This is a genomic window from Modestobacter excelsi (assembly GCF_005930495.1).
GTDB classification, from domain to species: domain Bacteria; phylum Actinomycetota; class Actinomycetes; order Mycobacteriales; family Geodermatophilaceae; genus Modestobacter; species Modestobacter excelsi.
In genome coordinates this window covers 1-12,757 of the sequence record NZ_SJEX01000116.1, presented here as the reverse complement: position 1 = coordinate 12,757, position 12,757 = coordinate 1, and the positions used below count along the sequence as shown (strand labels likewise).

The 12,757-nt window shown below is 74.9% G+C and carries 14 protein-coding genes; 5 read left to right on the top strand and 9 right to left on the bottom strand.

From position 1 onward, the window contains the following. Together FHL80_RS25865 and FHL80_RS23835 are read left to right on the top strand one after the other, a co-directional pair. The coding region (locus tag FHL80_RS25865; protein WP_216871007.1) for a serine/threonine-protein kinase at positions 1-1,161 on the top strand (1,161 nt) is incomplete at its 5' end. A gap of 128 nt (positions 1,162-1,289) precedes the next feature. Continuing rightward, complete coding sequence (locus FHL80_RS23835) at positions 1,290-1,448, top strand: DUF2000 family protein (RefSeq protein ID WP_246078922.1); 159 nt, start codon at positions 1,290-1,292, stop codon at positions 1,446-1,448. 68 nt (positions 1,449-1,516) lie between these two features. Here the strand turns inward: FHL80_RS23835 and FHL80_RS23830 are convergent, their stop codons facing one another. From FHL80_RS23830 to arfB, 5 genes are all read right to left on the bottom strand, one after another. Continuing rightward, entirely contained in the window at positions 1,517-1,921 is a 405-nt protein-coding gene (locus FHL80_RS23830) for a Rieske (2Fe-2S) protein (protein WP_138735811.1), read from the bottom strand. After that, positions 1,918-4,458: a nitrite reductase large subunit NirB gene (gene nirB / locus FHL80_RS23825; RefSeq protein ID WP_216871006.1), complete on the bottom strand. Its 2,541-nt coding sequence runs from the start codon at positions 4,456-4,458 to the stop codon at positions 1,918-1,920. The genes FHL80_RS23830 and nirB overlap by 4 nt, the downstream gene beginning before the upstream one ends. Beyond that, positions 4,458-7,037: a molybdopterin oxidoreductase family protein gene (locus FHL80_RS23820; RefSeq protein ID WP_246078921.1), complete on the bottom strand. Its 2,580-nt coding sequence runs from the start codon at positions 7,035-7,037 to the stop codon at positions 4,458-4,460. The genes nirB and FHL80_RS23820 overlap by 1 nt, the downstream gene beginning before the upstream one ends. A 277-nt stretch (positions 7,038-7,314) precedes the next feature. Next, positions 7,315-7,692, bottom strand: coding sequence for a VOC family protein (locus FHL80_RS23815; protein ID WP_138735810.1), 378 nt, complete (start codon positions 7,690-7,692; stop codon positions 7,315-7,317). Positions 7,693-7,723: 31 nt separating this feature from the next. After that, a complete protein-coding gene (gene arfB / locus FHL80_RS23810) occupies positions 7,724-8,161 on the bottom strand; it encodes an alternative ribosome rescue aminoacyl-tRNA hydrolase ArfB (RefSeq protein ID WP_138735809.1) in 438 nt (145 codons plus the stop codon). Between the two features lie 69 nt (positions 8,162-8,230). Here arfB and FHL80_RS23805 point away from each other — a divergent pair, with 69 nt between their 5' ends. Beyond that, positions 8,231-8,725: a SixA phosphatase family protein gene (locus FHL80_RS23805; protein WP_138735808.1), complete on the top strand. Its 495-nt coding sequence runs from the start codon at positions 8,231-8,233 to the stop codon at positions 8,723-8,725. Between the two features lie 23 nt (positions 8,726-8,748). Here the strand turns inward: FHL80_RS23805 and FHL80_RS23800 are convergent, their stop codons facing one another. After that, on the bottom strand, positions 8,749-9,162 hold the full coding sequence (locus tag FHL80_RS23800) for a VOC family protein (RefSeq protein ID WP_138735807.1): 414 nt from the start codon (positions 9,160-9,162) through the stop codon (positions 8,749-8,751). Positions 9,163-9,350: 188 nt separating this feature from the next. On the opposite strand from FHL80_RS23800, the gene FHL80_RS23795 reads away from it, so the two are divergent. Beyond that, positions 9,351-10,082, top strand: a complete 732-nt coding sequence (locus FHL80_RS23795; protein ID WP_138735806.1) for a hypothetical protein — start codon at positions 9,351-9,353, stop codon at positions 10,080-10,082. 41 nt (positions 10,083-10,123) lie between these two features. Here the strand turns inward: FHL80_RS23795 and FHL80_RS23790 are convergent, their stop codons facing one another. Together FHL80_RS23790 and FHL80_RS23785 are read right to left on the bottom strand one after the other, a co-directional pair. Continuing rightward, entirely contained in the window at positions 10,124-10,444 is a 321-nt protein-coding gene (locus FHL80_RS23790) for a hypothetical protein (protein ID WP_138735805.1), read from the bottom strand. Then, positions 10,441-11,385, bottom strand: coding sequence for an MBL fold metallo-hydrolase (locus tag FHL80_RS23785; RefSeq protein ID WP_138735804.1), 945 nt, complete (start codon positions 11,383-11,385; stop codon positions 10,441-10,443). The genes FHL80_RS23790 and FHL80_RS23785 overlap by 4 nt, the downstream gene beginning before the upstream one ends. A gap of 66 nt (positions 11,386-11,451) precedes the next feature. Between FHL80_RS23785 and mmuM the strand changes: the two genes are divergently transcribed. Continuing rightward, a complete protein-coding gene (gene mmuM / locus FHL80_RS23780; protein ID WP_138735803.1) occupies positions 11,452-12,345 on the top strand; it encodes a homocysteine S-methyltransferase in 894 nt (297 codons plus the stop codon). Positions 12,346-12,409: 64 nt separating this feature from the next. Here the strand turns inward: mmuM and yidD are convergent. Continuing rightward, positions 12,410-12,757 (bottom strand): membrane protein insertion efficiency factor YidD (yidD, locus tag FHL80_RS23775; protein WP_246078920.1); only part of this gene is annotated, 348 nt, incomplete at its 5' end.

Here is a 12,757-nt window from a genome sequence, read left to right as displayed (position 1 = left end):
GCCCCGACGTCCACCCCGACCGCCGTCCCGGTCCCGGGAGGTCCCTCGGTCTACGCCGGGCTGACCCGCGGGTCGCTCGCCGGCGACGAGGCCTTCCTGCAGAACCTGCGCGAGCTCGACTGGCCCCCGGCCCGCGCCGCGGACCCCCGGCGGGTCATCTACGCGGGGGACGTGGCCGGCGGACGGTGGGCGCTGCTCACGTCCGGCGGCACCGCGGCCCGACCGGCCGCCGCAGGGTGGTTCACCGGGCCCGAGGGCGCCGCGCCGGACGGTCTGCGGCTGGCGGCCGGCTGGAGCACGCCCGACCCGGCCCAGCCGACCGCGCTCATCGACCCGGCCACCGGCACCCTGGTGGTGCTGGCGGCACCGGACGACCAGATCGCGGTGTCCGGGCGGCCGGAGGTCATCGCGGACGGGACCGTGCAGCGCTCCTACCGTCTGGCCGCCACCACGGCGGGCCTGGTCGAGCTGCGCCTCGAACCCGTGCCGGGTGCCGGAGGCAGCGCCGTCCAGCTCCTGTGGCGGCGGGCCGGCCGCTCACCGGAGCCGCTCACCCCCGCCGTCGTCCCGACGCGGGCCGCACCCGGCACGCCCCGGCTCGCCCTGCTGCGCCCGGCTCCCGAGCCGGCGCGCGGTGACGCGGCGGTCGGCCCCCAGCTGGCGTCCGTGCTGGGCCGGCTGGGCCAGTCCGCCGAGGACGCCGCGGTCACCGTCCTCTGGGCCGGCGACCTGCCCGGCCCGCACGAGCAGCCTGCGCGGGTGACCGTGCTCGCCGTCGCGCAACCGTCCGGAGCCGCGGTCGTCACCGCTCCCTACGGCCTCGCCGCCGGCCCGACCGGCGCAGCGGGCACGTCGGTGTGCGTCACCGGGGTGCTGCCCGCCGGCGAGCCCCTGGAGCAGCGGGTCGTCGCACTGCGGTGCGACGTCACAGCCGGCTTCGCCGACCCCGCGGCCGCCCGGTCCCTGGTCGTCCTCGCCGCGCGGGACGCGGCCTCGGTGCAGCTGTTCGACGCCGCCGGGACCGGGCTGGGCGAGCACCCGCTGACCGACGGCGTCGCCGTCGTCCGCTCCCCCGGCGACGTCGCCCGGGTCCTGGTCCACGGCGCCGCGGGCGAGGCCTCCGGCGCGGCCGTGCTGCAGGACGTCGACCTGTCCGGCTGAGCCGGACCGGGTGCCCGGCGTCAGCCCACCTCAGCCCACCTCGGCCGACCGGGACCAGGCGACCGGTGTGGTCGCCAGCAGCCGGCGGGCGAGGCCGACCCGCCGGCCGGTCACGTAGCGGTGCGGCGGTGTCCACCGCGGAGCTGTTCGGCACCCCCGGGGACGTGCAGAACCAGGCGGCGGTGCGGGCGGTCGCCGGCGCCGACCTGGACCTGGTCGGGCTCGCCGTCCACGGCCCGAAGAACGCCGTCGACAAGGTGGTGAAGGGCGCCCGCATGCACCCGTGACGTCGCCCCACCGCGCTTTCGCGGGCGAAAGCGCGGTGGTTTCGCGCGCGCCAGCGCACCGGCCGGCGTCAGACCTCGACGACGAGGTCGCCGTCCTGCTCCCGGACCGGGTAGAGGCGCACCGGTGAGGCGCCACCGGGTGACGTGCCGTCGCTCCAGCGGAACGCGTAGAGGTGCAGCGGGCAGACCAGCACGTTCAGGTCGGTCTGCCCGTCGGCCAGCGGCCCGCCGGAGTGCGGGCAGGCGGCCTGGGTGGCGTGCAGCGAGCCGTCGCGCAACCGGAACACCGCGACCTGGGCATCGCCGGCGATGAACGCCCGGCCCTCGCCCGGCGGCACGTCCTCCACCCGGCCGACCACGTGCGGGACGCCCGGACCCGCCGCGGCTGGGCCTTCGCGGACCTCGGTGGCCGGTGTTCCCGTCTTCGCTGGACCGGTGGTCGGCGTCTCGACGTCGTCGTGGGTCAGGCTCATCGGACCGGCACCTTCGGCAGGTCGACCAGCGGGAGCGACGTCCGGAACTGTCCCGGCGTCGCCGGGGCCTTGCCATCCTGGCCCCAGGGGTCGGTGTAGGCGTCGATCGAGCGCTGCATGCCCTCGTCGAGGTCGGCGAGGATGCCCTCGCTGTCCTCGAGCAGCACCTGCTGGACGCGGCTCAGCCCGACCCGGGGCACGAAGTCGTAGGTCCGCTCGAGCCAGTTGGCGTTCTCCCGGTAGTACTGCAGGAACCGGCCGGTCAGCTCGAGCACCGCCGCCGGGGAGTCGACGGTGGCCAGCAGGTCGCCCTTGCGGATCGTCGCCCCGGCGGCACCGCCGACGTAGACCTCCCACTTCCCGTTGCCGACCGCGACGACGCCGACGTCCTTGACGTAGGCCTCGGCGCAGTTGCGCGGGCAGCCGACGACTGCGAGCTTCATCTTCGCCGGGCTCTCGATGCCCTGGAAGCGGGTCTCCAGATCGATGCCCAGCTGGGTGGAGTCGCCCAGCCCGAACCGGCAGAAGTCCGAGCCGACGCAGGTCTTCACCGTGCGGAAGCTCTTGCCGTAGGCGTAGCCCGAGGGCATGCCGAGGTCGTCCCACATCGCCGGCAGGTCCTCCTTGCGGACCCCGAGCAGGTCGATCCGCTGGCCGCCGGTGATCTTCACCATCGGCACCTCGTACTTCTCGGCGACGTCGGCGATCTTGCGCAGCTGCGCCGGCGTGGTCACCCCGCCCTTGATCTGCGGGACGACGGAGAAGGTGCCGTCACGCTGGATGTTGCCGTGCACGCGGTCGTTGATGAACTTCGCGTCGTTCTCCTGCACGAAGTCGCTGCCCCAGATCATCCGCAGCAGCGAGGTCAGGCCCATCTTCGACTTGGCGTCCTCCGCGCCGCCGGGGGCGAGTGCGGCGAACACGGCGGAGACACTGAGCAGCCCCTGCTCGCGAATGGCGGCCATCAGCTCCGGCTTGGCCAGCGGGATGCCCGGGACGTACCAGTCGGCCGACTCGTCCTCGGTGACGGCGCCGTCGGCGGCCCACTCGACGATCTGCTTGACCAGGCTCTTGCAGGACCCGCAGCCCTTGCCGGCCCGGGTCTTGTCCATGCAGGCGCCGAGGCTGGTGGCGCCGTCCTTCACGGTGTCGACGATCATCTGCTTGGAGACGCCGTTGCAGTTGCACACCTGGGAGTCGCCGGGCAGCTCGGCGACGCCCACCTCCGCGGCGCCGTCGGAGAGGTCGACCAGCAGCTTGATCCGCTCCTGGGGCAGCGGGGTGCCCCGGTCGAACGCCTGGGTCAGGAACGCGACCTTGCGGGTGTCCCCGAGCAGGGTGGCGCCGATCAGCTTGTCGTCCCGGACGACGACGCTCAGGTGCACACCGCGCCGCGGCTCGGAGATGACCAAGAACTCGTCGGTGTCCCGCTCCGGCCGGTTGACGCCCATGGTGGCCACGTCGACCCCGGCGACCTTGAGCTTGGTCGCCGTCCGCGAGCCGTGGTACTCGGCGTCCGGGTCGGTCCCGGTGAGCAGGTCGGCGAGCACCCGGGCCTGCTCCCACACCGGCGCGACCAGGCCGTAGACCTCGCCGCGGTGCTGCGCGCACTCCCCCACCGCGTAGACGTCGGGGTCGTCGGTGCGCAGCTGGTCGTCGACGACGACGCCGCGCTCGACCTCGATGCCGCTGAGCAGCGCGACCTCGGTGACCGGGCGGATGCCGGCGGCGATGACCAGCATGTCGGCGTCGATCGCCCGGCCGTCGCCGAGGACGACGCCGCGCACCCGGTCGGGCCCGATCACCTCGGTGGTGCGGGTGGCCAGGTGGACGACGATGCCGAGGGACTCCACCGACTGCTTCAGGATCGCTCCGCCGTCGGGGTCCAGCTGCTGGTTCATCAGGTGCGTGCCGGCGTGGACGACCTCGACCTGCAGGCCGTGGCCCTGCAGCGCGCGGGCAGCCTCGAGCCCGAGCAGCCCGCCCCCGACGACGACCGCCTTCTCGTGCTCTGCGGCCGCCTCGAGCATCGCCCGGGTGTCGTCGATGGTGCGGAAGCCGTAGACCCCGGGGATCAGCTGCTCGTCGTCCCGGTACAGGCCGCTCATCGGCGGGATGAACGACCGGCTGCCGGTGGCGATGACCAGCTGGTCGTAGGACGTCGCTGTCCCGTCCACGGCGTGGACGACCTTGGCGTGGGTGTCCACCCGCTCGACCCGGACCCCGGCGCGCAGCTGCACCCCGTTGTCGGCGTACCAGTCGTGGCTGTTGAGGACGATGTCGTCCTCGTGCTCCTCGCCGGCCAGCACGTGGCTGAGCATGATGCGGTTGTAGTTGCCGTGCGGCTCCTCGCCGAAGACGGTGATCGCGAACTGCTCGCCACCGCCGCGCTCGAGGAGCTCCTCGACCACCCGGGCGCCGGCCATGCCGTTGCCGATCACGACCAGCCGCTGCCGGGTGTCGACGCCGTCGGCCTCGTCCATCGCGAAGTGCAGGGTGCTCACGCCCTCGGGGCGCCCGCCCAGGACCGCGGTCATCAGACCTCCACCAGGCCCAGGTCCACGACGACCTCGCCGGTGACGCCGAGCGGCGCGGCGGCGTGCAGCTCGACGACGGTGCCGCCGTCGAGGTCCTCCACCACCCGCAGTGGCACGTGGCAGTCGCTCTTGGCGCCGATCGGGAACCAGCGCATCGGCTCGCCGTCCCGGACGAGCAGCAGGTAGACCAGCTCGTCGGTGGAATTGCCGCCGCGGAAGTACAGCGCCTGCGCGGTCTTCCCCTCCGGGACCTGGTAACGCAGCGCCGGGTCGAGCGGGCCGGGCTTGCCCAGACCCTCGCCGGTGATCGGGTAGACGCCGTGCAGGAAGCGCGGGGTGCTCCTCACGCGGGTGGTCCTCCTCCGTGTCGGGGGGTGCGGTGCAGGGGCGGACGGTCGTTCGTGGGCTCGCGGCTGTGGCTGGGTGGCCGGTTCCGGCGGTGGGATGCGTTCCTCGGGTCCGCCGACCCGGGAGACGGCGACCGCGCAGACCTTGAAGGCGGGCATCCGGCTGGTCGGGTCCAGCGCGGGGTCGGTCAGGGCGTTGGCGTTCGAGGCCCCGCCCCAGTGGAACGGCGCGAAGACGACGTCGGGGCGGACGGCGTCGGTGACCTGCGCGTGGAACCGGGCCCGACCGCGCCGGGTCACCAGCTCCACCAGGTCCCCCTGACCGATGCCCAGGGGGCGCGCCAAGTCGGGGTGCAGCTCCGCCCGCGGCGTGGGCGCGATGAGCTGGAGGCTGCGGGACCGACGGGTCTGGGCACCTGACTGGTACTGGGCCAGCACCCGGCCGGTGGTGAGCACGTAGGGGTACTCGGCGTCCGGCTGCTCGTGGGCGTCCACGTGCTCGACCCGCCAGAACTTCGCCCGGCCATCGGGAGTGTCGAACCGCTCGCTGAACAGCCGCGGCGTGCCGGGGTGCTCGGGTGCCGGCTCCGCCGTCTTGGGACAGGGCCAGAACACGCCCTGCTCTTCGTCGATCCGCCGGTAGGTGATCCCGGAGTAGTCGGCGGCCCCGCCCGCGCTGGCGCGGCCGAGCTCGGCGAAGACCGTCTCTGCGTCGCCGCTGAACAGATGACCGACACCGAGTCGGCCGGCGAGCTCGGCGAGCAGCTGCAGGTCGTTGCGGACCCCCTCGGGGGCGTCCATCGCCTGTCGACGGCGGATCACGCGCCCCTCGAAGTTCGTCATGGTGCCCTCCTCCTCCGCCCACATGGCGCTGGGCAGGACCACGTCGGCGAGCTCGGCGGTCTCGGAGAGGAAGAAGTCGCTGACGGCGAGGAAGTCCAGGTCGCCCAACCGGCTGACGACGCGGCGCGCGTCGGGCGCCGAGACGGCGATGTTGGAGGCGAGCACCAGCATCGCGCGGACGCCGCCGTCGGTGCCCAGGCGGTCGAGCATCTCGAATGCCGACAGGCCGACACCGGGGATGTCCTCCGCGTCGATGCCCCACACCGCAGCCACGTGCGCCCGGGCCGCCGGGTCGGTGATCTTGCGGTAGCCGGGCAGCTGGTCGGCCTTCTGACCGTGCTCCCGGCCTCCCTGGCCGTTGCCCTGCCCGGTGATGGTGCCCCAGCCACTGCCGGCTCGACCGGGCAGCCCCAGGGCCAGGGCCAGGTTGATCCATGCCTGTGCGGTGTCGGTGCCGCTGCGGTGCTGCTCGGCACCGCGGGCGGTCAGGATGATCGACCGCTGCCCGCGCGCCAGGGCGAAGACGATGCGGCGCTGCTGCTCCACCGGCACCCCGGTGAGCCGCTCGACCCGGTCCGGCCAGTAGCCGGCAACCCCGGCCCGGACGTCGGCGAAGCCGGTGGTGCGCGCGGCGATGTACGCCTCGTCGACCAGCCCCTCGGCCAGCGCGATGTGCAGCAGCCCGTTGGCCAGCGCCAGGTCGCTGGCCGGCAGCGGCTGGACGTGCAGGCTCGCGTTCTTCGCCGTGTTGGTGCGCCGGGGGTCGATGACGATGTGCTCGGCGCCACGCCCGCGGCCCGCGTCGAAGTACTGCATCACCGGCGGCATGGTGTCGGCCGGGTTGCTGCCGACCAGGACGACGACATCGGCCGCGGCGATGTCGGTGACCGGGAAGGGCATCCCCCGGTCCAGCCCGAAGGCGCGGATGGACGCGCCGGCCGCCGAGGACATGCAGAACCGGCCGTTGTAGTCGATCGCGCTGGTCCGCAGCGCCACCCGGGCGAACTTGCCGAACTGGTAGGCCTGCTCGTTGGTCAGGCCGCCGCCGCCGAAGCAGCCGACCGCGTCGAGCCCGTGCTCGGCCTGGGTGCGCCGGATGGCGGTGACGATCCGGTCCAGGGCGACGTCCCAGGTGGACTCGACCAGCGGGCTGGTGCGGTCGGCCGGGTCGGCGCGCACCAGCGGGCGGGTGAGCCGTTCCGGGTGGTCGAGCAGCTCGGGGGCCGACCAGCCCTTCGAGCACAAGCCGCCGCGGTTGACCGGGAAGTCGGCTGGCACGAGCGTCGCGGGCCGGTCGCCCGCCGACATCGTCACACCGCACTGGAACGAGCAGTACGGGCAGTGGGTCTCGGTGGTGCGCGTGCCCGTGCTCGGATGCGGCAACGACACGGCGGCGGACACATCTCGAGGTTCCGGTGGCCCCGTTTCCCGGCGGCGGCGCTGACGTCAAGCTCGCGTTCCGTCGGCCTCACACCGGCCCGGCCGCAACCGTGCGGCCCGGAAGGGCCATGGTGGCCGACATGGCCCTCAGGGGGACGGCGGCCGGCGACGCAGCGACGCGGGGGCCGTGCGCGACCAGGCGTCGGGCAGCAGTTCCTCGAGCACGCAGGTGTCGACGTCGGCCAGCCGGACACGGACGCGGACGCGGACCCTCTCCGGTCCCGGCTCAGTAGACCGAGATCTCGACGAGGTTCTGGTCGGGATCGCGGACGTAGACGCTCCGCATCGGCCCGAGCGCGCCCTGCTTGGTCACCGGCCCGACCTCGACCGGCACGCCGGCGTCGGCCAGGTGCTGCTGCACCTCGTCCAGCGGGGTCTCGGTGACCAGGCAGAAGTCGCCGGTGCCGGTGCCGGCGTGAGCAGCCCTCGGCTCGAACTCGGCACCGCGCACGTGCAGGTTGATCTTCTGCCGGCCGAAGCGCAGCGCCGTCCGGCCCTCGCCGAAGGTCTCCGCGGCCATGCCGAGCACCCGGGTGTAGAAGGCGACGGTCGCGTCGAGGTCGGCGACGGTCAGCACCAGGTGGTCGATCCGGTCGATGCGCACGCGTCCGTCCTACACCCCGGCGCGTCGGGTCTCAGTCCCAGCTGCGACGCAGCCGCTTGGTCTCGCCGCGCTCCTTCTTGGCCTTGATCCGCCGTTCCTGCGACCCGCGGGACGGCTTGGTCTTCCGCCGGGCCGCCGGCGGAGCAGCGACGGCCGCCCGCAGGACGGCGGCCATCCGGGCACGCGCCGCCTCCCGGTTGCGGAGCTGCTGCCGGTGCTCGCTCGCGGCGATGGTGAGCACCCCGTCGACCAGCCGTGGACCGAGCCGCTCCTCCAGCCGCCGGCGCTGCACGTCGGTGAGCCCGGCGAGCTCCAGCGGCGACACCGAGAGCTCCACCCGCGAGTCAGCGGTGTTGACGCCCTGCCCGCCGGGTCCCGAGGAGCGGGAGAACCGCCACGTCAGCGCGCCCGCCGGGACGACGAGGCGGTCGCTCACCGGCAGGTCGGCGAAGGCGTCGTCCCCGGGCATGCCGACCAGTCTCGCCGATCGGCGGCGCGACGGGGAACGCCCCCGACCCGGCGGTGCCAGACTCGGCCGGTGCAGCCGCGCCGACTCGTGCTCGTCCGACATGCCCAGGCCGGCGCTGCGCCGGTCGACGCCGACCGGCCGCTGACCGACCACGGGCGGCAGCGGGCAGCCGCCATCGGGGCCTGGCTCGCCGCCGGCGGCCTCGTCCCGGACCGGGCGCTGGTCTCCCCTGCCCGGCGGACGCAGGAGACCTGGGAGCGCGCCGGCGGCGGAGCGGCGCCCGCCGTGGACGAGCGGGTCCACGACAACACCGTCGAGGCGCTGCTCGAGGCGATCCGGGAGACCCCGGCCGACGTCTCGGTGCTCGCCGTCGTCGGCCACGCCCCCTCGGTCGGGGAGCTCACCGCCGTCCTGGACGACGGCACCGGCGACCCGGCGGCGCGCCAGGACGTCTCCGCGGGGTTCCCTCCTGGTGGCGTGGCCGTGCTGGAGGTGGACCGGCCGTTCGCCGCGCTGGCGCCCGGCACCGCCCGGCTGAGCAGCTTCGCGGTGCCGGGCGCCTGAGGCTCGCCGGTCCCGCGCCGCCGTCAGGCCGCGGGCTGGGAGATGTTGACCATCCAGGCGACGCCGAACGGGTCGACGCACATGCCGAACTCGTCGCCCCACACCTGCTTCTCCAGCGGCATCGTCACCGCGCCGCCCGCGGACAGGCCGGCGAAGTAGCCGCGCAGCGCGTCACCGTCGTCGCCGCTGAGGCTGATCGACACGTTGCTGCCGACGCTGCGGTCCATGCCCGCAGGGGTGTCGGAGGCCATCAGCGTGTAGCCGGCCGGCGTCTCCAGCTGCGCGTGCATGATCTTGTCGGCGTCCGGGCCCTCGGCGCCGCCGGCCTCGCCGAAGGTGCTGAGCGCGAGCTCACCGCCGAAGACGCCCCGGTAGAACTCCATGGCCTGCCGGGCGGTGTCGGAGAAGCTCAGGTAGGGGTTGAGTCGAGAGGTCACGGCCGTCCTCCGGAGGTCGGTTGCGGGGACGGTCAACCTAGCGAGGAGCGCGCCCGCACGGGGGCTCCTCGTCACCGCTCGCGGTCGGCCGGGAGGCGACGCCCCGACCGGCGGACGAAATTCGCCCGGTCAGGTGAAGAGGGCGTCCTCACGTCGCCGGCGGCGTCACCGTGTGTGACGCTCGGCCGGTGACCCAGGACGCTCCCGGCCGACTCCACCTGGTGACGGGCAACCACGTCGGCCGCCTCCCGGAGGAGACCGCACACGACGGTGCGGTGCCGGCCGACCTGCTCCGCCGCGCCGAGGCCCTGGACGCCCACGCCGCCCGCGAGCGCGCACCCCGCACGGCCGGCCCGCTGCTGGTCTGCGCGGCGCTGACCGTGGTCCTCGCGCTGCTCGCCCGGCAGCCGTGGCAGCTCCCCTCCCGGGGTGCGAGCGGCGTGGCCGAGGTGCCTCAGTCGCTGCTCACCTTCCTGCTGCTGGCCGCCGCCGCGTGCGTCTGGGCCGCAGGCCGGTCGGTGCGGCCGGCGGAGACCCTCGCGTCGGCCGGCGCTGCCGGCCTCTGGTGGGCGCTCGTGTCCGGCGCGGCCCTGGTCTCGGTCGCCGCAGCGCTGTCGCTGGCGTCCTACGCCGGGACCGGCGACCGGCCGGCCGACCTCGTGGTGCGCTGCGCGGTCCCGCTGGTGCCCGCGGTGCTCGCCGGCGTCCTGGCCGCCGACGCCGGCCGCGCGGCGAGGGTGCGCGCGGCACTGGGCACCGGCCTGGTCACCGTGCCGCTGGGCGGGCTGGGGTGGGCGCTGCTCTCCTCGTCCGGACGCTCGACCGCCGGGCTCGGCGACGTGCTCGGCATGACCGCGCTGGCCGCGGTCGCCCCGCTGATCCTGGCCGTGGCCTTCGTCGCCGCCGACCGCCGCCGCTGACCGGTACCGCGGGTCAGCGCAGCGGCCGCAGGTCGACCAGTTCACCGGCCGGCGTCACCAGCCGGTGCTCGTCGGTCGCCAGGCGACCGAGCACCCGGTCGTGCAGCCAGTCGACGGCCAGGCCGCGCCGCCTGCCGCGCCCGGCGCTCCCGCCGTTCGGCCACCGAACGGACCACCGGCACGTGGTCGGCGACCTTCTTCACGGCGTTGCGGATGACCGCCATGTCGGCGCCGGCGAGCTCATCGGCGACCGGGGCGAGGTGGTGGACCAGCCGCGGCTGGTCGAACTCGATGGTCTGGGTGCGGATCGTCTCGTCGACCAGCCAGCGCTGCTCACGCCAGCGGCGGGGGCCACCGCTCATGCCAGGCAGGTCAGCGGCGCGCCGCCGTTGTAGGTGACCATGTCGCGCAGGGCGGCCATCGCGTCGACGGGCCCCCCGGCCGGTGTCCCGGCCAGCTCGGCCATGGCCCGGTGCAGGTTGCCGACGACCCGCTCGGTGTCGGTCCAGCCGGCGAACCGCCCCAGGTCGGTCTCTCTGGCCGCCTCGAGCGGTCCGACGCCGGCCGCGGCGGCCCGCCGGGCGACGTCCATGACGAAGCGCAGGTAGCCGAGCACGTCCTCGATCACCTCCGGCCCGCAGACCGGCCCGTGCCCCGGGACGATCGTGCGGGCACCGAGCGGGCGCACCACCTCCTCCAGCACGGTGATCGCACCGGCCACCGACCCGGACAGCAGGAACGGCGTGCCGCCGTTGAAGAGCAGGTCGCCGGCGTAGAGCACCCCGGCGTCCGGTACCCAGACGACGACGTCGTTGGTGGTGTGCGCCGGCCCGCCGACGTGGCGCACCTCGCAGGGCCGGTCCCCGAGCCAGAGGGTCATCCGGTCGGGGAAGGTGAGGAACGGCGGCGCGAAGGGCAGCACACCGGCATCGAACTCCGCCCAGATGCCCGGCGGGTGGGCCGCGCCCAGCGCGATCATCTCGGCGCGGGCGTTGTCCTGGGCCACGATGGTGGCCAGCGGCAGCAACCCGTTGCCCGCCGTGTGGTCGGGGTGGTGGTGGGTGTTGAGCAGCGTGCGCACCGGCAGGGGGGTGACCTGCGCGAGCGCGTCCAGGTAGCTGCGGGTGCGCACCTCGGTCGAGCAGGTGTCGATGCTCGTCACGCCGTCGGGGCCGACCAGGAAGCCGGTGTTGTTCACCATCCAGCTGCCGTCGGGCTGCACGTAGGCGAACAGGCCGTCGCCCACCTCCTGCACGCTCGGCGTCCCGCCCCGCAGGACCGTGCCCTCGGTCACCGTGCTCATCCGCGCTGCCTCCCGGCGTCGAACGCTCCTGCTCGGGAGGCTAGGCGGTCGGCGGAGGATGGGCGCATGCCCACCCTCGCGAGCGCGCTCGCCGCCGGTCCGGTCGTCCTGGACGGCGGGCTGTCCACCGAGCTGGAGTCCCGCGGGCACGACGTCACCTCGGCGCTGTGGTCGGCGCGGCTGCTGCGGGACGACCCGGCCGCGGTGGTCGCCGCGCACGCCGCCTTCGCCGCGGCCGGCGCGCAGGTGGCGACCACCGCCAGCTACCAGGCGACCTTCGCGGGCTTCGCCGCCGCCGGCATCGACGGGGCCGAGGCCCGCCGGTTGATGACCCGCTCGGTGCGGCTGGCCCGGGAGGGCGCTCCGGACGGCTGGGTCGCCGCCTCGGTCGGCCCCTACGGCGCGTTCCTGGCCGACGGGTCGGAGTACACCGGCGGCTACGTTCCCGACCTGACCGTCGCCGACCTGCGCGGGTTCCACCGCCCCCGCCTGGAGGTGCTGGCCGACGCCGGCGCCGACGTGCTGGCCTGCGAGACGCTGCCCGCCGCCGCGGAGGTGGAGGCGCTGCTGGCGGAGCTGGCCGACCTCGGCGTCCCGGCGTGGCTGTCGCTGACCGTCGTGCTCGACGACGCCGGGGTCCCGCGGACCCGGCGCGGCGAGCGGCTGGCGGACGTCGCCGCGCTGGCCCGCGACGCCGACGCGGTGATCGCCGTCGGGGTGAACTGCACCGACCCGGCGACCGTCCCCGCCGCCGTCGCGGTCGCCGCGGCCGCCAGCGGCAAGCCGGGGGTCGCCTACCCCAACAGCGGCGAGAGGTGGGACGCCGCGGCGCGCCGCTGGACCGGGCAGCCGGGGGTGGGCGACGTCGACGGGTGGCTGGCCGCCGGCGCCCGACTGGTGGGCGGCTGCTGCCGGGTCCGGCCGGACGACGTCCGCACGATCGCGGACGCCGTCCGGTAGCTCCTACGGCCCGCTGCAGGGTCCCTCGGCGAGCCTGCGAGTGGTGGGAGCGCAGCGGGGTCCGTCAGCAAGCCGGGACCGGGTCCGGCCCGTGCGCCCCGCCCGGCCGGCAGCGCACCAGCCGCCGAACGGTCAGCCAGCTGCCCTTCAGCGCGCCGTGCTCCTCCAGCGCCTCGACCGCGTACGCCGAGCAGGTCGGCGTGAAGTGGCAGCACGGCCGCCGGCGCGGGCTGATCTCCCGCTGGTACAGCCGCACCGCCGCGACGAGACGGTCGGCCAGCCGGCTCCCGGGCTCGACCTGGACCCGCCGCCAGGACGACGGTCCCATCAGCAGCAGGTCCATGCCGCAGCCCAGCGACTCGGCCAGGCAGCAGCCGGTGTTGAGCAGGAGCAGGTCGCGCAGGCACCCGCC